The following is a 21,106-nucleotide window of genomic DNA, read 5'->3' on the forward strand; positions in this document are numbered from 1 at the left end:
ACAGTAAATTATTACACATGTAATATGATAAATAAGCAATTTATTCCTCAAGTATTACCTCCAAAGGTTAAGTCATCTTGGAAAGATTATCAACTAACAGAAGCTTTCCTTTCAATGAAAGGTGATAAGAAAAAATGGTCAGAGATTGCATTTACATTGAAGTATACAGGAAACAATACTTTGATTAATTTGACATTGGGTAGTCTCTTTAAATCACACCCTATTTTAAATAGTGTTATATGGGGAAATACAGTGCCCAAACGGATAGAAGAACTTGGTACAGGTTGGAATCGTTATTTCTATAAACCTCAATCAGTAGAGGTTGAAATCAACTGGGTATTACAGTGTTTGAAGAAACATAAAAACATTTTAAAACAATTCGTTTCTTTACGTGACAAGATTGAAAAATACATTCTTTTGGGAGAGTATTCGAAAGCGGAATCATTATTAGAAGAATCTTTAAGGAGTATAGGATATACTGTTTGGTATTATGAGATGCGACTAACTATAGCTGGGCTTCAGAATGATCTGTCAAAAGCCATTGGAATTATTAGCAATTTTAATACGATCCATAAAGATTTAAAGCGTGGAATTGTTCCAATAATATTATCAAATATATTTTCAAGGAGTCAACGTTCCGTTCCTTCTTACGAGTATGATACAGAGCTGTATTCACGGTATAAGAAAAATAGAACTGAATTCCAAAACGATCGCTATAATTACTATTTATTTCGTCTGAACTATTATCAAAATTATAACATAGACGATCTTTCTGTCGCATTAATGATGGAAAGTTTGAATTCTGTGATAGATAGGTATATATTGATGGATTATATTCTGCGATCTTATAAAATAAAAAATGTAAACAATGATGGTATTGTAAGTGATTTTGCTACAATGCTCTATGACATAACCTCAGATCGCCGTTGGATGCCGTATATTTTACTTAGTAAGTGTGAAAATTTGCCTAAAGAATATTACGATAAAGATTTTATATCCATACTTGATAAATATTATACAGGAGAATATGATGATGTGATTTCTGAATGTAAAGAATTTATTTCTAACAAACCATATCATTTTGATGTCCTAAAGTTATATTGTAGAGCTTTGTTGTTCAAAAATAATGGTTTTAAGCAAATAGCCAATAATACTGATTCTGTTTTGAATGAAATTGCAAGTTTGATTTATTCTGTTATGACCGAACAAGACAATGCCGTGAGTCTTGATTTATTGTATCAACGTTGCAAAAACTTGTACGGTTTAAGTTTTGCATGTGGATTAGATTATTACATAAAAGAAGAGAAAAAGTGGAATAAGGATCCGTGGCTCCATTTATCAACTATGAGTTGTTTTGATCCGCTTTTTACTACTACTTTTGAGGATAATGCAGAAAAGCTGATTTATTTGGATTGGGGGCTAAAACATGGTGAAGGATCAGTTGTTATTCCATATCAAAAAAGAAGAGTAGAGAAATTAACTACAGAGGAATCAAAAGTTGTTGCCTATATACGTGAAGTAGATAATGCGAAAATTACTTTTGAAAACAAAGAATATGAAAAGGCAATAGTGTTATGGAACTCCATAATTGAAAAAAACACTGAATATATACCTACTGTACAAACTGCAGTTGAATATACATTTATGTCGTACATAAATATGGGGGTAGCATATCGACAAAAAGCTATCCGTTTTTATGTAGAGAAGTATATTGAGAATAAAGCTTTTGTGTCAAAAGTAGATACAAGACAATTTATGATGGATATTAAGAATTCAAGATATGAGGGTTTAAAAAATGATATTGATTTCCTAATATTTATTTTATTAAATGCAGAGAACTATCCTCAAAAACAGTTTGTATTAGAAAGTTATTGTAAATATGAAAATGCAACATATCCGTCAGATTTATTGGATAAACTCAAAAAGAGAGATCATAGGAAAGTAGAGCTGTTTTTATATTTACTTGTCACAGATGATTTATTGTATCATCACTATAAGCTAAAAAGTACATTAGATGTGCTTGATGAAAAAATAAAGATTGTCAGCTATCTGAAAAGTGAATTTCTCCCAAATGATCTATATTCCAATATGTGTACGGAATTAATGCATGAAATAGTTGCATACAGAGGAATGAAAAAACTAGATGATAGTAAGATTTTTGTAAATGAAGATGCGATAATGAAATATGAACTATGTAAGATTGACGACTTGTATGACAGATTTAAAAAACAGGCAGCCTTGGCTCGCAGTAATAGAATTTTTGTACTAGTTAATGGTAGTGATTTTTCGCATAACAATGCAGCAGACTTAATTGACGATATTGCTACTTATTCTAACAATGCGATTGAAGAAGTTGCCCTTCAAATTTTTAATGTAATTAGATATGCATTCTTGAAAAGTAGATTTGGTTTAGGAACATATTTAAGTACACGAATTCGGCATGGGGTATTTGAAGGGGAATTAAGATCCGATTTTGAACGATTGAATCTTATATTAAATCAGTCGGGCCAACAATATATGCCTTCAGATTATTGGTCCGTTGAGTATTCTTTAGATTCGGAAATGCGTAAAAACTTGTATCAAGCACAAATGAAATTTTCTCAAAATATTGATTTTCTTATATCTACGTTTAAGGATTCTGTTATTCAAATTCGTGTAGATGAAGACGATGGAAGGCAGGGAGAATTTAATTATGCTGTAAACACGAAAGAATTATGTGATCGCTTGATGGATATTGAATCTAAGACTCAAGATCGGGAATCATTTTGTAAGAGTGTGATGACTTATCTTTGGGAAATAACAGAAAAACGATTGGAAATTATTAGAGAGAGAATTACGGATCAATTAAAGCCAGATATATTTAGATATTTGCAAACATTAGAACTTTGCATTGATTCTCTTTCTGGTCATAACACTTTGACTGCAGATTTAAAAACGGCAATTAATAATGCAAGAGCAGCTTTGACCAATAAGTTAACAAAGGTAGAAAACTGGTTTCATAGACAGGAAACGAAGTTTGAAGATTTTGATATTGAGAATCATATTCGCATGACTATGGAACAAGCTGCAAGGTATTACTCAGATGTTCAATTTGAAATGAATGTAAAAATGGTGTCTCTGCCTGCTCAAATACGTTCTGAATATAGTTCTTCTATGTTTGATTTATTTTTTATTTTCCTAACAAATATGTTAAAATACAGCAAGGAAACAAATCAGAGAATTTTTCAAATCAATTCTCAAATGCTGAATGATGATATAATAAAAATATCACTGATAAATGATCTTCAAAGTAATATTCAAGAAAATGAATTGAATCATCTTTTTGAAAAGAAAATGAATGATATTGCAAAATTACAGCAGGAAGGTGGCAGTGGCTTGGTGAAGGCTATGACTATTGTAAAATATGACTTTGGTAACACGAATAATACTTTTACAATTAAAGCTATTGAAGGTAAGTGTGTTGTTAATGTATTGTTTAATATAAAAGACATGCTAGTTGATGAAAAAAATATTATTAGTTGAAGATTATGAAGAGAAAGCAAGTAATATACTTGCTTTTCTTAAGCAAGAGTTTTCTAATTATAAAGTTATACAATGTACATCGTATAATTCTGCGCAAGAAGAAATATTTGAACACGGGAGTGATTACTCGCTGATATTGTTGGATATGTCTATGTCAACCTATGATTTGTCTACAGATGCAAGTGGTGGATTACCTGAGCCTTCTGCTGGTCAATATATTCTTGAAGGAATGTTTCTTCGACAAATTATGACCCCTGTTATTGTTGTTACAATGTATAACGTATTTGGTCGTAAACAGTTGGAGGCTTTTGATATTGATCTTAAGAAAGACTATCCTCAAAATTACAAGTCTTATGTGTACTATTCTTCGCAAAAAAACGATTGGAAGAATCAATTAAAAAAACAAATAAAAGAAATTATAGCATGATCCAAATTTTAATATTAGACGATAGTCAAGATAAGAGAAACTCACTTAAGTCTGTTATCCAACCTTTATTTCCTCAGGGTGAAATAGTGATTGATGAGGCAAGTTGTTTGGTTGATGGTAGAGAATTGCTTCAGACAAAGGCATATGATATGCTCATTCTTGACATGGTGCTTCCTGAACATCGGGAGGGTTTAGAAATTGAGATGAATAGACGTGGTGGCGTAGAGTTGTTGGAGGAAATATACATTAATCAAAGTATAAAGAAACCAATCCAAATAATTGGCTTGACAGAATATGAGGAAGAATTTTCTGAACAACAGAAGGAATTTAAGGATAAATTGTGGTATTTGTTGTTTTATTCACGTAAGAACAACGAATGGAAGATTCAACTCAAAGATAAAGTCTGCCAGTTAGGACAAATGAAGAAAGATCTAGAAGCATCTATCAAAAATGATAGTATTTATGATTTGGGAATTATTTGTGCATTGAATGAGGAATTTATAATGATGCAAAAGGCATTTGTTGGGTGTGAATGGGAAACTATACAAGTTGAAGGACTTCCATATGTATTTAAGACGACCAATATTACAAGTAGCCATTTAAAAGATTATAGTATTATAGCAGCATGTGCAAATAAACCAGGTATTTGTGCAACTTCAATTCTATCCTCTACCATGTATAATCATTTTGGAGTAGGTACAATTTTTATGACAGGTATTACTGCGGGGATAGATAATGGTGATATCGCATTAGATGATATTATTATAGCTGATGCAATACATGATTATGCTTCGGGTAAACTTAAAGAACAGGTGTCTGGCGATATTAAATTCTTGAAAGAAATGAATCAGATACCTGCAAATCATAGTTTGATTGCATTGGTGGCTGAGTTTATATCAGATCCTGTACATTTAAGAGATATAAATGACTCCATTCATGATGCTAATCTAAAAGATGAAAAATCAAATGTGTCTGCTTGTATAGCCAAAACAGTCTGTGGTCCTTTTGTTGTTGCTTCTTCGTCTGTCGTAAAAGACTTACAAGAGGACGAGCGAAAATTACAAGCACTTGATATGGAGGGATTTGCTCTTTATGCAACAGCTCATACTCTTGGCAAAAAAGCTCTTTGGATTAAAGCTGTATCTGACTTTGCCGATATAAAGAAAGCTGACGGACATCATAAAACTTGTTGTTTTGCAAGTGCTACTTTCTTATATGAATTTATTAGAGAAATGCTATAAGTAAAAGATGTTTCGATATTGGCAAGGCAATTCTGATTATTGAATATAATTCACTATATTTGCATGACAAAATCGTATCAAAGAATGAAACTGAATAGAATAAAGGCAGTCCTTTTAGAAAAAGGCATTTCTCAAACGTGGTTAGCTAAACAGTTAGATAAGAGTTTTAGCATGGTCAATGCTTATGCTTGTAATAGGATTCAACCTAATTTAGAAACGCTTCAGCGGATTGCCGAGATTCTACAGGTTGATTTAAAAGATTTGATAACCGATAAAAAGGAAAGACTACAATAGAATTTAAAGCGATTTTGGTGGTCTTAGATGTATTTAATCTATATAAGATTGAAAATACACTGAATGTCAGAATACTAAATAACAAGATAAATAAGTAGTAACTACTCATAATAAGGCAAGGATATGTCAACACAAAGTGAAGCGGCATTGGAAGCCGGACTGATAGCCACTCTTCAACAAATGGACTATGAATATGTCCAAATTGTGGAAGAGGATAATATGTATGCCAATTTTAAACGACAGTTGGAGGTTCACAACCGTAAACGACTGGAAGAACATGGTCGTAGTGAATTTACGACAGAAGAATTTGAGAAGATTCTCATATACCTTGAAGGTGGTACTCGTTTTGAAAAGGCAAAGAAACTCCGTGACTTATATCCGCTTGATACGGCTGATGGACAGCGTATATGGGTGGAATTTCTAAATAGGCAGCAGTGGTGTCAGAATGAATTTCAGGTTTCCAACCAAATTACAGTGGAAGGACGTAAAAAATGCCGCTATGATGTGACGATTCTAATCAATGGTTTGCCGCTTGTGCAGATTGAATTGAAACGTCGTGGCGTGGAGCTTAAACAGGCATACAACCAAATACAGCGTTATCACAAGACTTCATTTCACGGATTGTTTGATTATATCCAACTGTTTGTCATATCTAATGGTGTTAATACTCGCTATTTTGCCAATAATCCAAATAGTGGGTATAAGTTTACATTCAACTGGACAGATGCCGCCAATCATCCGTTTAATGAATTGGACAAGTTTGCCGTATTCTTCTTGGAAAAATGTACGCTTGGCAAAATCATAGGAAAGTATATTGTGCTGCATGAGGGCGACAAGTGCTTGATGGTACTTCGTCCTTATCAGTTCTATGCAGTAGAGAAGATTTTGGATCGTGTACAAAACTCCAATGATAATGGTTATATCTGGCATACAACAGGTGCCGGAAAAACATTGACCTCATTCAAGGCTGCACAACTTGTATCAGAATTGGATGATGTGGATAAGGTGATGTTTGTTGTTGACCGTCATGACCTCGATACTCAGACACAATCGGAATACGAGGCTTTTGAACCGGGTGCAGTGGATAGTACCGACAATACGGATGAACTCGTGAAGCGACTTCAAAGCAATTCAAAAATTATCATAACCACCGTTCAAAAACTTAATGCGGCAGTTAGTAAGACGTGGTATAGCAGCAAGATTGATGATATCCGTCATTCACGCATCGTAATGATTTTTGATGAGTGTCACCGTAGTCATTTCGGAGATAGCCATAAAAAGATTATGAAGTTCTTTGATAATGCCCAGATTTTTGGCTTTACGGGAACACCTATCTTTACCGAAAATGCAGTGGATGGACATACGACAAAAGAAATTTTCGGCAATTGTCTTCATAAATATCTTATCAAAGATGCTATTGCCGATGAAAATGTGCTTGGCTTCCTCGTGGAGTATTATCATGGTAACGAGATTGTAGATAACGATAACCAAGCTCGTATGGAGGAGATTGCAAGATTTATCCTTAACAACTTTAATAAATCTACATTTGATGGAGAGTTTGACGCATTGTTTGCTGTGCAGTCTGTTCCTATGCTTATCCGCTATTACAAGATTTTCAAATCTTTGAATCCTAAAATCCGTATAGGTGCAGTATTTACATACACAGCCAATAATAGTCAAGATGATGAACAGACCGGTATGGGCACGGGGAAATATGTCAGTGAAGGTGTGGGCGAAGCGGATGAACTGCAATCCATTATGGATGATTATAATGAAAACTTCGGTACATCTTTTACTACAGAGAACTTCCGTGCTTACTATGATGACATCAACCTGCGCATGAAAAAGAAGAAAGCGGATATGAAACCGCTTGACCTTTGTCTTGTCGTGGGAATGTTCCTTACTGGTTTTGACAGTAAAAAGCTGAACACGCTTTATGTGGATAAGAACATGGAATATCACGGGTTATTGCAAGCGTTCAGTCGTACCAACCGAGTGTTGAACGAGAAGAAACGATTCGGTAAAATCGTATGCTTCCGTGACTTGAAAAACAATGTTGATACGTCTATAAAACTGTTCAGTAATTCCGACAATCCTGAAGATATAGTACGTCCTTCGTTTGAAAAAGTAAAACAGGAGTACAAGACGTTGGCAACAGATTTTCTTCAAAAATACCCAACACCAAGCAGTATAGACTTTCTGCAAAGTGAGAATGACAAGAAGAATTTTGTACTTGCATTCCGTGACATTATCCGTAAACATGCAGAAATCCAGATATATGAAGATTATAGCGAGGATGCTGACGACCTCGGCATAACCGAACAGCAGTTTAACGATTATAAGAGTAAATACCTTGATATTACAGTTGGGTTTATTGATCCACCTGCTGCACCGACAACTGTTGCTGAAGATCCTGTTCCATACGGAAATAGTCAAGGGTTGGAAGACATTGATTTCTGTCTTGAACTTCTGCATAGTGACATTATCAATGTGGCGTATATTCTTGAACTCATTGCGGAACTTGACCCATATAGCGATGATTATTCAGAAAAACGTAAACATATCCTTGATACAATGATTAAGGATGCCGGAATGCGAGGCAAAGCAAAACTCATTGACGGTTTTATCCAAAAGAATGTAGATGAAGACAAGGAAAACTTCATGAATGGGCGCAATAGAGCAGATGGAACAAATGAGTTAGAGGAACGTCTGAACCAATATATTGTGTCGGAACGCAATAAGGCTGTGAGTGATTTGGCTGATGATGAACAAATTTCTGCCGAAGTGTTGAATCTATACATAAAAGAGTATGACTATTTGCAAAAAGAACAGCCGGAGATTATACAAAAAGCACTGAAAGAGAAGCATCTTGGTCTTATTAAAACCCGAAAGGCTTTGACGAGAATTATGGAAAGATTGCGTAGCATTATAAAAACTTTTAGTTGGGAATAAGGATGTCAACATACAAAATAAATAATGAGCAACTAACGCTTATAAAAGAGAAGCCATTTAAGTTGGAGAAGGAAATTCAAAACATCGTTGAAAAGAATCTCCAAACATTGCTTGGACTTGATTTTATCAAGACGGAATTTTCTATTGGTTCTTTCCGTATAGACTCTTTGGCTTTTGATTCAGAGAAAAAGTCCTTTGTAATAATAGAATATAAAAGAGATAAGAATTTTAGTGTAATAGACCAAGGTTATGCTTATCTATCCCTGATGTTAAATAATAAAGCTGAATTTATTTTAGAATACAATGAGTCTAAATCGGGTACACTCAAACGAAATGATGTGGATTGGTCTCAGTCAAAGGTGGTGTTTGTTTCTCCCAATTTTACAACATATCAAAAAGAAGCTATTAATTTCAAAGATTTGCCTATAGAACTATGGGAAATCAAACGTTTTACAAATGATACGCTTTCCTTTGAACAGATAGTAAACCGTTCAAGCAAGGAAAGTATTAAAACGGTCTCTAATAGTGAGACAATAACTACCGTAAGTGAAGAGATTAAAGTATATAGTGAACAAGACCATTTAGAGAATATAGAAGACGATTTTCTCAATATCTATGCGGAAATCAAAGAGTTTTTACTGTCATTTGGGGAAGATATTACAATATACCCCAAGAAGAAAACGATAGGTTTCAAAATTGGAGGAAAGGTTTTTTGTGATATAATCATGCAAAACAAGGGCATAAGGCTATTTCTCAATGCTAAGAAAGGAACACTCAAAGACCCGGAAGGTATTACTCGTGATGTGTCGGAAGTTGGACATTGGGGGAATGGAGCTTACGAGGTTCGTTTCCCTTTGAAAAACGATACTGAAATAGATTATGTTTTTAATTTGCTGCGTCAAACAATAAATAAGAATAAAGAATAATACATATGGCTTATTTTAACACTACCATAAAGGATTTGATTTCCGAGAGAATTGGTCGGAATACATTTTTACCTGCAATTCAGAGAGAGTATGTTTGGAATCCTGCGCAAGTAGAAAAACTCTTTGACTCAATTATGTGTGGCTATCCTATTAGTTCTTTTTTATTTTGGAAAATTAGAGAAGAAAAGAAGAAAGATTGGACTTCATATGAATTTATAAAAGATTTTGATCAGGAAACTCCTCATAATAAGGAAGCTAATTTGGATGGTGTAAATCAAGACATCTATTTGGTTTTGGATGGACAACAAAGAATAACATCTATAAATATAGCCTTACGTGGTACATACCGTTTTTTCTATAGGAAGTGGAGAACAACAAAGCTTTATTTGAACCTTCTTTGGGATAAAGGTGATGATAATCCAGAGGAAATGACATATCAATTTTTATTTAAAGAAGATGAACAGCCTCTTTCTAGAACCGACTACCCACAATTGTGGTATCGTGTTGGCGATATATTAAATTATGATGATGCAGAAGATGCTAAAGATTCTATAGAAAATAAGCTTGACGGTTTTGATGAAGAGTCCAAAAAGAAAGCTAGAAAGATGATTAGCAAGTTATTTAGCGTTGTCAACGTGTCGCAAAATATTAACTATTATGAAGAAAAATCGGATGATTATGATAAGGTGTTAGAGATATTCATTCGTACTAATACAGGTGGGCAAAAATTAGAGTATAGTGATATTCTTTTGTCAACAGCGACAGCTAAGTGGCGAACACTGAATGCTAGAGAAGAAATTAATAAGTTTACCGATGAAATAAATAAAATAGGAACAGGTTATAATTTTGGTAAAGACTTCGTAATGAAAGGAGCAATGTATTTAACAGAAAACCTTCCTATACAATATAAGCTCAGTTCATTTACAAAGAAAAATTTGGAATGCATCGAAGATCATTGGGATGATACTAAAGAGGCTATTGCTAATAGTGTTCAATTGATTAGTCGATATGGTTTTACGGATAAAAATCTAGTGGCAAGATTGGTTCTACTTCCTGTTGCTCAATATTTGCGAGGGAAGCATAATGGTTATCTGACTTCCTCTAATCAGAGAGATGTAGCAGATCAAAATAATATCCAGAAATGGATTATCATGATGTTGCTTAAAGGTGTATTAGGAAGTGCAACTGATAATAAATTGAATATTATGAGACCTGTCGTTAGTGCAATAACGGATTATTTTCCTTATGTTGAACTTAGCAAAGAATTAAAAATTGAAATGACGTTCAATGATATGGAGATAGAGAACCTGTTGAACTATAATTATGGAACTAGGTATAGTTATCTGATTTTATCATTGTTATACCCTGGACGAGATTGGAAAGACAAGAAATACAATGAAGATCATATCTATCCACAAAATGAGTTTAAAACCAAAAATCTTCGAGCGAAAGGATACGATGATGCAACAATAGAAAAGTATCAAGCTTGCTATAATTCAATTTTGAATTTAGAATTGTTGGATGATTCTGAAAATAAATCTAAAAACGCTAAGCCTTTTGATTTCTGGTTGAAAGATCGGGATGAAAATTTCAAGGAACGGCATCACATTCCAGAAATGAATGACTATAGTTTGAATCATTTTCTGGAATTTATACAAAAACGTAAAGATTTACTGATTAAGCAAATTAAAGAATTCAACTTGCAATAAGTTAATAGACTAAGATTATGAGCGAAGAATTACAGCAGAAACTCCGTGACCAACTTTGGGAGGTTGCAAACCGTTTGCGTGGCAATATGTCGGCAAGCGACTTTATGTATTTTACATTAGGTTTCATCTTCTATAAGTACTTATCGGAGAAAATAGAGAAGTATGCCAACAATGCCTTGGTGGATGATGAAATAACCTTTAAGGAATTGTGGGAAATGGATGATGCCGATGCGGTGGAACTTCAAGAGGAAGCAAAGAACCAATGCTTGGAGAATATCGGCTATTTCATAGAACCGAAATTCTTGTTTTCGTCAGTAATTGAAGCTATCAAGCGTAAAGAAAATATCTTGCCTATGCTTGAACGTTCATTGAAGCGTATTGAAGACAGTACGTTGGGACAGGATAGTGAAGAGGATTTTGGCGGATTGTTTTCGGACATCGACTTAGCTTCACCTAAATTGGGCAAGACTGCTGATGACAAGAATACACTCGTCAGCAATGTACTTCTTGCATTGGACGATATAGATTTTGGCGTAGAGGCATCGCAAGAGATTGATATTTTGGGTGATGCTTACGAATATATGATTTCGCAATTTGCCGCAGGAGCCGGAAAAAAGGCTGGAGAGTTCTATACTCCGCAGGAAGTCAGCCGTATCTTGGCAGAAATTGTTTCCATTGGACACCAGCGTTTGCGTAATGTTTATGACCCTACTTGCGGTAGTGGTTCGTTGCTTCTTCGTGCTGCCAATATCGGAAATGCAGTTGATATTTACGGACAGGAAAAGAATCCAACAACTTATAACCTTGCCCGAATGAATATGTTGCTTCATGGCATCAGATTCAGCAATTTCAAGATTGAGAATGGTGATACGCTTGAATGGGATGCGTTTGGTGACACTCAGTTTGATGCAGTGGTTGCAAATCCTCCGTTCTCAGCCGAATGGAGTGCTGCCGACAAATTCAATACTGATGATCGTTTCAGCAAAGCAGGACGGCTTGCACCACGTAAGACTGCCGATTATGCTTTTATTCTGCACATGATTTATCATCTGAACGAGGGTGGTACAATGGCTTGCGTTGCTCCGCATGGTGTACTGTTCCGAGTAAATGCGGAGGGAGTTATCCGTCGTTTCCTTATAGAAAAGAAAAACTATGTGGATGCCATTATAGGATTACCTGCGAATATTTTCTATGGTACAAGTATTCCGACTTGTATTCTTGTTTTCAAGAAATGTCGTAAGGAAGATGACAATATTCTGTTTATTGATGCAAGCAAGGAGTTTGAAAAGGTAAAGACCCAGAACAAGCTCCGTGAGCAGCATATCCAGAAGATTGTCGAAACTTATCGTGACCGCAAGGAAATAGAAAAGTACAGTCACCTTGCATCTCTTCAAGAAATAGCCGAGAATGATTACAATCTGAATATTCCCCGTTACGTTGATACCTTTGAAGAGGAAGAACCGATTGACATCAAGGCAGTAATGGCAGAAATAAAGGAATTGGAAGCCAAACGTGCTGAACTCGATAAAGAGATTGAGGTGTATCTGAAAGAATTGGGGCTGGTAGAATAGTTCAGAAAAGTAATAGCAATGGGTGAAAATGACAACATACCTCAGATGACATCTTCATTTGAGAATATATGCCGCAAGGATGAAAACGGGAATGAATACTGGAGTTCCCGTGACCTTTGTGGTGCAATGGGTTATTCTGCTTATTGGAAATTCCAAAGAGTCATAGATAAAGCCATCAAAGTAGCCGGAGAAAGGGGAATGAATGTGGACGAGCATTTCAACCAAGCGGTTGATATGGTCAAGATAGGAAACGGCTCATTCCGCAAGATAAATATATTCCGTCTTTCTCGTATGGCATGTATGATTATTGCGGAAAATGCAGATGGCAAAAAGTTGCTCGTCCAACAGGCACGGGACTTTTTCTCACAATCGGTCTCAATGGCTGAACTTATGCATAATTCATTAAGTTCTAATATATTGTTGTATAAAACGGCACAAGGAGAGGCACGAGTAGAAGTCATTTTCAACAGCGAAACATTCTGGATGTCACAAAAAAGAATGGCGGACTTGTTTGGGGTTGATGTCAGAACCATAAATTATCATCTCGGACAAATTTATGAAACAGGAGAACTTTCTAAAGAGGCAACTATCCGAAAAATTGGGATAGTTCAAACAGAAGGAGACCGAGAAGTGGAACGCATGCCTTTATTTTACAACCTCGATGCTATTGTTGCAGTGGGGTATAGGGTAAATAGCTATCAAGCTACTCAATTCCGCATTTGGGCGACTTCAGTGCTGAAAGAGTTTATCATTAAAGGATATGCCCTTGATGATGAGAGGCTGAAGCAAGGCAAACATTTTGGAAAAGACTATTTTGATGATTTGCTTGAGCGTATTCGTGAGATACGCACCTCAGAGCGCAGATATTACCAAAAGATAACTGACATTTATGCAGAATGTAGTGCGGATTACGACCCGAAATCGGAAGATACAAAGTTATTCTTCAAGATGGTACAGAATATGATGCACCTTGCCGTTACCCATCATACGGCTGCGGAGATTATCTATCAACGAGCTGATTCTGAGCAACCTTATATGGGGCTTACCACATGGAAGAAAGCTCCTGACGGGAGAGTACAAAAGTCTGATACCATCATCGCAAAAAATTACCTGTCAGATTCTGAATTGTCCCAGCTGAATCTTATCACAACTCCGGAAAACCTTTAATATTATCTTCCATAATTCTTAAGTATTTTTTGATTATAGTTAATAACCCCATAGTTCACACAAATAAAAGGAATATGCTTAGTTTAGTAGCATATTCCTTCATAAGTATTTTATTATTGCAATAAAGATAATGCACTAGCAGTATGCCAGAACTACCCAAAAATTGCCTTAGAATATAAATAATGCAAGCAAAATTATAAGCATTCCGATAATTGCTACCAAGCAACCGGTTAAGGTCTTAACCTCTTCCTCTCCTTCATGCCTTACTTCCTGGATAACCTCCTCGTCAACGTCAAAGAAGATATTGGCGTATTCCCAAATCTTACCGTAATGGTCTGCGGATTGTCTATTTGATAGGATAAGACTATAATCATATTGAGATTATACACATCGGCACTATTTCCATTCTTCAACTTTATACATTGGCAGACTTCATATCCCTTTAAAACGTTGGCTTTCAATATCGCTTTTATGCGAGAGTTGATTACTCTAACTGTTGTATAGAACAAGTCGGCAATCTCCCAAGAGGTCATCCATACTTCGCCATCAGAGATATGGATACCTTGTCCGTTGTTTGTTATGATTCCTCGTTTCATAGCTGTAATTTATTTCAGTGAAATCTTATTAGCTGTCTCTCGTTTCTTCACATTTACCAAATCTGCGTAGATTTGAGTAGTGGAAACGTTTTTGTGGGTTAGCATCTTTGAGACTGTGTAAATATCTGTACCTAAAGAGATTTGGATGACTGCGTAGGAATGCCGAAATCCGTGAAATGTTATCGGCTTCGTTATTCCTGCCTTTTTGAGCCAGTTCTTCAGCGGATAGTTAATCATGCTTCGCTTCAATCCTTTGAATACCTTACCTGTGTCGGGCGTACCGCACAGTTCGTAGGCTTCGTAGCTGATGGGGAGTGTTGCTTCCGTTTGGGTTTTCTGTGTTCTGATACGCAAACAATAGCCTTGGTCGGGAGCGATGGCAAAGTCCTCCCATTGAAGATTGAGAATATCACTGATGCGTAAACTTGTCAGGCAAGCAAATAAAGAGGCTGCTTTCAGAACGGGGATATCGCAAGGAGTGGCAGCAAGCTGCTTCACTTCGTCCAGTGTCAGGTACTCTTTCTTCACATCTTGTGGTTCAATCTTGTCAAGGTAGTCATTGATGTTTTCTCGAAGCCATTTGTCCCGATAGGCAATCTTCAACAATCCTCTGAAAGTGGAGTAGTAGCCAGATGCCGAATTGAGGGAGATAGGGCGGTTGCTATGTTTGAGTTGCTTGGCGTTCAACAGGTATTCACGGAACTTCTTACACAAGTCTACATTTACCTCACCAAAAGTACATTGCCCTTTGACGAAGTTATAGAAATGTTGGTAGACAAACGTCCATTTCTGGTCTTTGCTTCGGCACATCTTCTTGAAGTAGGCAAGGAAGTCGGCTTTCTGTTTGGTCTTGTCCAAGAAACCGAACTCTTCATTGATGAGCGATTGTACTCTGATGCAACGGATAGCTTCTGCCTTGTTCAACATATCGTTGTTGAACTCCCTTTCCATTTCGTTTTTCGGATGGGCATAGATATAGATGCCGAGGTATTCCCGACGGCTCATCTGCATGGTCTCTGGGTTACGGACTGCCGGATAATAATCCAGATACAAGGAGATGCGATTGTTCCGAATCGCTCTCTGACGAACTGTTACTTTTGTACACGTGTGTGTCATACTGTTTAATATTTAGAGTTTTACATTTGTTTGGTGCAAAGGAATATGGTGATTCAATGGTGGCAATATTCACCGATAAATAACTTATTCAATCTTTGGGGCTTCAAGCAATTTATCTAGTTCGGGCTTGGAGATAAGCGTGTATTTGCCCTTCTTGACCTTTGGGACATTATGATACTTCGCATAATGATAGAGTTGGTCACGGGTGAGATTGAACTTCTCCATCGCTTCGGCTACCGTATAATATTGCGGTTCTTCTGGTATGGCAATTCCTTTGGCTATATCCACATGCTTCTTGGAATAGTACACCATGATGCCCTCTTTCTTCTTGGGGATGGCATTCTTGGAAACGAAACAATAGATGGCAGATAGGGTCATGCCGAACTTCTCCTGCATTTCTTGGGAGCTGTACCATTCGGTAATGTCTGGATTCGGGGCTTTCTTGGCAAAGTAAGCGTCAATATGTTTCTTGCTCCAGTAGGTCTTACCACGATTGAAAATTCGGGGGATGTTGTTCTTCTTGGCTACCACAAATATCCATGACTCGTTTACATGATATTTCTCTTTGACTTCTGCGGTGGTGTAGAAGTCGGTGATAGGGGCTTTCTCAATGGGTACTCTCTTTTTGTATTCCGCTGCATTTTCAAACAGAAGCTCTATATCTTTTCTTCTGACTAATGTCTTACCTTTGAATTGAACTACTTTTATGATGTTATCTGCCATATAGCGATAAATACTGGCTCGACTAATCCTTAAGAGTTTTGCTGCTTCAGGTGGGGTATAGAATTCCTTGTCCTCAATAGATGGTTTTTCCGTCTTTATTGAGAACTCTTTTTGATAAGTCGCTATACGCTCTTGCCTAATCCGTTCTTTATAGGCTGCATTGTTGCACCTATGAGAACAATAGTTCGTAGTCGTTTTGCGAGCTATGAAAATTTGCCACACCATTTGCATTTCTTCTTGATTTCGATGTTGCTGCTCATTCTTTTCTCCGTTTATTTCTCCAATTTTGTTTCAGTGCGTCTCACCACGTCTCACTGTGTCTCAAATCTCTACTACCTTGCTGGTGAGAAACAAGGCTTTAACAAGCGAGCAACAAATGCGGTACAAAAATGAGCTGAAAAAGCCCTATAAACGATAACCATCACTTATAAGGCTAAAAAGAAAGGCGCTCAAAATGAACGCCTTAATAATCGTTGATGATATATGCTAATCGTTGGTAATCACCACTTACTTTCCCACGCAGAAATTCTTAAATATATTTCCGAGAACTTCATCTGTTGTGATTTCTCCGCCCGTTATTTCAGACAGATGGAATAGACAGAGACGTAGGTCTTGACTTATGAGGTCGGAAGAAAGACCGGTGGATATTCCTTCGCATACACGATGTATTGCCGTTTGAGCGTTTGTTAGGGCTTCAAGGTGCCGGATATTGGTTACAATAACATCATTATCGGAAAGAGTGGTGATGCCCGAAAGTGAAATGAGAAGGTTTTTCAAGGTGTCAATATTTGTGCCAGTCTTTGCAGAGATTGAAATCAGTGATGTGGAAGATGGGGGTAGGGCAGTCGGCAAAGTAGGTTTGAAGTCAGGACGCAAGTCTATTTTGTTGCATACGACTATAAGCTTTTTATTTTCACAAGCGGTATGCACCTTGTCTATAAGCGATCGGAGGGAAGATTCATATTCGGTAGCGTCCACCATTAGCAGTACTATTTCTGCACGGCGTATTTTATCGTATGTGCGCTCTATGCCGAGATTTTCTATTACATCCGATGTATCACGTATGCCTGCAGTGTCAATGAAGCGAAAAGTCATGCCGTCTATGTTTACCGTATCTTCTATTACATCGCGTGTTGTGCCGTGTATGTCGCTGACAATGGCACGTTCGTCCCCCACGAGAGCGTTTAGAAGAGTTGATTTACCGGCATTTGTTTCACCGATAATGGCAACAGGTATTCCATTTTTTATAACATTTCCGAGATTGAAAGAGTTTATGAGACGCGCGATAAACCGTTCTATCTGTGATGATATTGCGGCAAGTTCCGTGCGGTCGGCAAACTCAAGTTCTTCATGATCTGAGAAGTCCAGCTCTAATTCCAATAGTGATGTGAGGTGTAACAGCCTGTCACGCAGGATGGAAAGTTCACGGCTGAAAGCTCCACGCATCTGGTTCATTGCCAACCGATGTGCGGCTTCCGATGTGGATGCGATAAGATCGGCAACAGCCTCTGCCCGGCACAGATCCATTTTTCCGTTAAGAAAGGCACGTTGTGTATATTCGCCAGGCGTAGCATTACGACATCCTGCACCGATAAGCATTTGCATTACCTGCTGTAGAATATATGATGACCCGTGGCATGATATTTCGACAGAGTCTTCACCTGTGTATGAATGTGGAGCCCGGAATATGGTTACGAGAACTTCGTCTATCACTTCACCGTTTTCTCTTTTTATATATCCAAAACATACTGTATTGGGGTTTCTCTCAGAGAGAGGACGGGTACCATTGCCTGCCGGTGTAAAGATCCTTTCGGTTATGGCTATAGCATCGGGACCTGATACTCGTATTATACCTATTGCACCGCCGGTTGCCGTGGCTATTGCACATATTGTATCTTGGCTGTTCATTGTCGATTGTCTGTTTTCAATGGTGTCTGAAGCGTATTTCCCGCATGCTATGCCTGCCCATAAATCTGCTCTTGTCAACAAAAGTATTTATGCCGTTTATCTTTCCCTTTGCAGTATACTGCCACATTGTATAATCGCGGTTGTCAGATAGTTTGGGTTCCGTTGCCGAATACTGTGCAATCATGAGTTTGTATCCGTCAAGTTTTCCTGCAAGGTGCTTGTTGTAGAAATTTGTATACGTATAGACAAGAGGCTTCTGTTTATATGCCTCTTCCACCAGTTTAAGAAACTTAAATAGAGAATCACAGAACTCTTCTGTGCCAAGACGTCCTGTTGTTTCTATATCTATCATCGGTAAAAGGTCCTGATCCCCCGGACGACACTGCGATTTAAAGTTCTCAAGCTGCTGTGTGAGTTCAGCCTTTGGACGGAAGAAATGGTATGATCCTACTTTCAATCCGTAACGATGTGCCAGTTCAATATTCTGTTTGTATGTACGATCTATATTTGTTCCCCCTTCTGTGGCTTTAAGGTATACATAAGCCATTTTGCTGTTTTCTCCTACGGTTTCCCAGAACACTTCGCCTTGATAATGACTTAAGTCAATGCCATGTATGTGCTTGCATGTGTCTTCGCACTGTATGTAACTATCTTCTCCATTTGTCTGCGCGGCTATATGGCATGGCATGGAAACATAATATATAAAGGATAGGAGTATATATATATAGGTGTGATATTTTTTCATATAATGCAAAGATACTATAAAACAGAGTGACAGCAAAATAAATCCGGCTGTTTCTCAACTATTCTTCTATTTCAGACAGCCTTTTTGTAAAGTCTGACACAGTTCTGCATACAGTTTCCGCAGGCATGTATCCGAAATAACGAATACCGGAAAATACGCGCCCGACCGTCAGACGCGGTACATTATCCATTTCTGTCATGTTCTCCACCGGATGTGCCCCTACCGTGTCTTTCACTTTATCCATGAAACTATTCATCAAGATTACCGCTTTGCTGTCTTTACCATGTACAAAGGGTATCTCGTCATCATCAAAGCCAAAGAAAAGTATCAGCATGTTTCCAATGAGGTTTACCATTTTTTTTATACCAAGTCTTCCCAACCAAGTCTCCAGTTTGACAAAGTCTACGTTCTGCCCTTGTTGTCTCAAAAAAAGCCCGAGCTGTATCAGACTGTACATATCAATCCCAACACCTGTCATGCTATTGATATTCTTTATTATTATCTCCAGCATGTTCAATGTTGCAACCGATGTATCTATACTGTGGTATTCCCCATATACAATATGTTTCAACTTCAGATTGTTCATGGCATTGGCAAGACGTGGCATAACATATTTGTCCCTTACATGCATCGAAATCATTGTTATGCGATTGTTTGCCGAGTCTGCTTCACGCCTCATCAATTCCAACATATCCTCGGTAAGATTCATATTGCGATCTTCTTCATGCGTAATTATACCCTTTGCAAGATACGGAGTCACACTGAGAAAATATGCTGTGGCGATGGTCTGTTGCCACTTGAACTGCGACATAGGTTCGATTTTGCAATCGCACCCGAAAGCCCCGCAAGAAAGAAGACTGAAGAAATTTCTATTTATAACCTCCATTTTGTCAACTGTATTTTCGTGGATATCTGAAGAGAATGGCAGCCGTAGATGCTACGAACAAAGCCATCGGATAGTACATATATCCGAGTATTGCCAACGGAGACAGCCCGGACAAAGTCGCTGCAAGCAACAGTTGCGCACCGTATGGCAGCAGTCCTTGTGTGCAACACGAGAACGTGTCCAGTATACTGGCACACTTGCGTTTGTCAACGCCATGGCTGTTGCCTATGTTCTTTGCAATGTCGCCCACTGTAAGTATGGCAATGGTGTTGTTTGCCGTGCATATGTTTACCATACTCACAAGAGCCGCAATCACAAGTTCGGCTCCCCGTTTCTGACGTATGCGCCTTGTCGCCACCTTTATTATATATTCAATGCCGCCGTTTCTGCGTATAAGTTCCAGCAGTCCGCCCGCTGTCATGGTTATTATTATAAGTTCACTCATACCACATATTCCGGTATTTATTGCCGACAACCACGATATCAGGTCGTATGTCCCGTAACAAAGACCTATAATTCCTGTCATAACCGTACCCATGATAAGCGTTGCCAACACGTTCATGCCGCATACGGCGGTGACAAGGATAAAAAGATAGGGTATAACTTTTATATACTGTATGCTGTCGGTCGTCATTGTCGATTGCAGATCCCAGCCTTCGGCAATGTAGATGCAGAGCACAACCACTGCAACAGGCATGGTTATGAGAGAATTTACTATAAACTTATCACTCATTTTGCATCCCTGTGTGCTTGTCGCTACGATAGTTGTGTCGGAGATAAACGAAAGGTTGTCCCCAAAGAAGGCACCACCGGCTATAATTGCCACTACAAATGCAACGTCCGTACCTGTAGATGTTGCAATTCCCGTCGCTATCGGTGTGAGCGCAACTATTGTTCCCACACTTGTTCCTACTGATAATGATATGAAACATGCCGTGACAAACAGTCCGGCAAACAACATGTTGCCGGGAAGCAGATCAAGTGCAAGACTTACCGTGGCATCAATGCATCCCATCTCTTTGGCAGAGTTGGCAAATGCTCCGGCAAAGATAAATATACATATCATCATCATTATGTCCTTGTTGCCTGCACCGCGGCAAAACGTTTCAATGCGCTTGTTAAGCGGAATGTCGCGTGACAGGGCAATGGCATATACTGATGATGCTATGAACATTACTGCTACAGGCACTTTATAGAAATCTTCCGCAATGATAGATGCAGACAGATAGAGCACTACAAAGAGTAGCAGAGGCGATAAGGATATGATGCCTTTATTGTTCATTATGATATCGGTTCATCTTTTAGCAAGGGAGTTGATGAAGA

General features: G+C 37.7%; 13 protein-coding genes and 3 pseudogenes. 9 read left to right on the top strand and 7 right to left on the bottom strand.

Translation table 11 applies throughout. The features are described from left to right. Positions 1-24: 24 nt before the first annotated feature. From HPS54_RS07010 to rhuM, 9 genes and pseudogenes are all read left to right on the top strand, one after another. On the top strand, positions 25-3,522 hold the full coding sequence (locus HPS54_RS07010) for a hypothetical protein (protein WP_172344750.1): 3,498 nt from the start codon (positions 25-27) through the stop codon (positions 3,520-3,522). Further along, positions 3,500-3,949, top strand: a complete 450-nt coding sequence (locus HPS54_RS07015; protein WP_018666070.1) for a response regulator transcription factor — start codon at positions 3,500-3,502, stop codon at positions 3,947-3,949. Before HPS54_RS07010 ends, HPS54_RS07015 begins: the two co-directional genes overlap by 23 nt. Further along, positions 3,904-5,190, top strand: a complete 1,287-nt coding sequence (locus HPS54_RS07020; RefSeq protein ID WP_229127995.1) for a phosphorylase family protein — start codon at positions 3,904-3,906, stop codon at positions 5,188-5,190. The genes HPS54_RS07015 and HPS54_RS07020 overlap by 46 nt, the downstream gene beginning before the upstream one ends. A gap of 84 nt (positions 5,191-5,274) precedes the next feature. After that, positions 5,275-5,484, top strand: a complete 210-nt coding sequence (locus HPS54_RS07025; protein WP_025068811.1) for a helix-turn-helix domain-containing protein — start codon at positions 5,275-5,277, stop codon at positions 5,482-5,484. Between the two features lie 123 nt (positions 5,485-5,607). Then, the gene (locus HPS54_RS07030) at positions 5,608-8,436 is read left to right on the top strand and encodes a type I restriction endonuclease subunit R (protein WP_172344751.1); all 2,829 of its coding nucleotides are present in this window, start codon (positions 5,608-5,610) and stop codon (positions 8,434-8,436) included. A gap of 2 nt (positions 8,437-8,438) precedes the next feature. Then, complete coding sequence (locus tag HPS54_RS07035; protein WP_172344752.1) at positions 8,439-9,362, top strand: DUF5655 domain-containing protein; 924 nt, start codon at positions 8,439-8,441, stop codon at positions 9,360-9,362. Between the two features lie 5 nt (positions 9,363-9,367). Then, positions 9,368-11,071: a DUF262 domain-containing protein gene (locus tag HPS54_RS07040; protein WP_172344753.1), complete on the top strand. Its 1,704-nt coding sequence runs from the start codon at positions 9,368-9,370 to the stop codon at positions 11,069-11,071. 17 nt (positions 11,072-11,088) lie between these two features. After that, the gene (locus tag HPS54_RS07045; protein ID WP_172344754.1) at positions 11,089-12,642 is read left to right on the top strand and encodes a type I restriction-modification system subunit M; all 1,554 of its coding nucleotides are present in this window, start codon (positions 11,089-11,091) and stop codon (positions 12,640-12,642) included. An 18-nt stretch (positions 12,643-12,660) separates the two neighbouring features. Further along, positions 12,661-13,794 (top strand): annotated as a pseudogene (gene rhuM / locus HPS54_RS07050) (RhuM family protein); the annotation flags it as partial. Between the two features lie 335 nt (positions 13,795-14,129). On the opposite strand, the pseudogene HPS54_RS12920 reads toward rhuM, so the two are convergent. The 7 genes and pseudogenes from HPS54_RS12920 to HPS54_RS07080 all read right to left on the bottom strand — a co-directional run. After that, positions 14,130-14,405 (bottom strand): annotated as a pseudogene (locus HPS54_RS12920) (virulence RhuM family protein); the annotation flags it as partial. Positions 14,406-14,414: 9 nt separating this feature from the next. Then, the gene (locus HPS54_RS07055) at positions 14,415-15,521 is read right to left on the bottom strand and encodes a site-specific integrase (RefSeq protein ID WP_172344755.1); all 1,107 of its coding nucleotides are present in this window, start codon (positions 15,519-15,521) and stop codon (positions 14,415-14,417) included. A gap of 84 nt (positions 15,522-15,605) precedes the next feature. Further along, a pseudogene (locus HPS54_RS07060) lies at positions 15,606-16,504 on the bottom strand (helix-turn-helix domain-containing protein). Positions 16,505-16,751: 247 nt separating this feature from the next. After that, the gene (gene mnmE, locus HPS54_RS07065) at positions 16,752-18,152 is read right to left on the bottom strand and encodes a tRNA uridine-5-carboxymethylaminomethyl(34) synthesis GTPase MnmE (protein ID WP_172344756.1); all 1,401 of its coding nucleotides are present in this window, start codon (positions 18,150-18,152) and stop codon (positions 16,752-16,754) included. A gap of 16 nt (positions 18,153-18,168) precedes the next feature. After that, positions 18,169-18,840 (bottom strand): glycoside hydrolase family 25 protein, encoded by a 672-nt coding sequence (locus HPS54_RS07070; protein ID WP_253951961.1) that lies wholly within the window; start codon positions 18,838-18,840, stop codon positions 18,169-18,171. A 115-nt stretch (positions 18,841-18,955) separates the two neighbouring features. After that, positions 18,956-19,783, bottom strand: coding sequence for a hypothetical protein (locus tag HPS54_RS07075; RefSeq protein ID WP_172344758.1), 828 nt, complete (start codon positions 19,781-19,783; stop codon positions 18,956-18,958). 4 nt (positions 19,784-19,787) lie between these two features. Then, the gene (locus HPS54_RS07080; protein ID WP_172344771.1) at positions 19,788-21,071 is read right to left on the bottom strand and encodes a Na+/H+ antiporter NhaC family protein; all 1,284 of its coding nucleotides are present in this window, start codon (positions 21,069-21,071) and stop codon (positions 19,788-19,790) included. Positions 21,072-21,106 lie beyond the last annotated feature (35 nt).

The sequence above is a fragment of the Xylanibacter caecicola genome (assembly GCF_013166515.1).
Taxonomy (GTDB): domain Bacteria; phylum Bacteroidota; class Bacteroidia; order Bacteroidales; family Bacteroidaceae; genus Prevotella; species Prevotella caecicola.

Bases quoted from the DNA above. Each gene is read 5' to 3' on its own strand.
- HPS54_RS07070 (WP_253951961.1), bottom strand. From the start codon at position 18,840: ATGCCATGCCATATAGCCGCGCAGACAAATGGAGAAGATAGTTACATA.
- HPS54_RS07040 (WP_172344753.1), top strand. From the start codon at position 9,368: ATGGCTTATTTTAACACTACCATAAAGGATTTGATTTCCGAGAGAATT.
- HPS54_RS07025 (WP_025068811.1), top strand. From the start codon at position 5,275: ATGAAACTGAATAGAATAAAGGCAGTCCTTTTAGAAAAAGGCATTTCT.
- HPS54_RS07035 (WP_172344752.1), top strand. From the start codon at position 8,439: ATGTCAACATACAAAATAAATAATGAGCAACTAACGCTTATAAAAGAG.
- HPS54_RS07030 (WP_172344751.1), top strand. From the start codon at position 5,608: ATGTCAACACAAAGTGAAGCGGCATTGGAAGCCGGACTGATAGCCACT.
- HPS54_RS07045 (WP_172344754.1), top strand. From the start codon at position 11,089: ATGAGCGAAGAATTACAGCAGAAACTCCGTGACCAACTTTGGGAGGTT.
- mnmE (WP_172344756.1), bottom strand. From the start codon at position 18,152: ATGAACAGCCAAGATACAATATGTGCAATAGCCACGGCAACCGGCGGT.
- HPS54_RS07075 (WP_172344758.1), bottom strand. From the start codon at position 19,783: ATGGAGGTTATAAATAGAAATTTCTTCAGTCTTCTTTCTTGCGGGGCT.
- HPS54_RS07015 (WP_018666070.1), top strand. From the start codon at position 3,500: ATGAAAAAAATATTATTAGTTGAAGATTATGAAGAGAAAGCAAGTAAT.
- HPS54_RS07055 (WP_172344755.1), bottom strand. From the start codon at position 15,521: ATGACACACACGTGTACAAAAGTAACAGTTCGTCAGAGAGCGATTCGG.
- HPS54_RS07010 (WP_172344750.1), top strand. From the start codon at position 25: ATGATAAATAAGCAATTTATTCCTCAAGTATTACCTCCAAAGGTTAAG.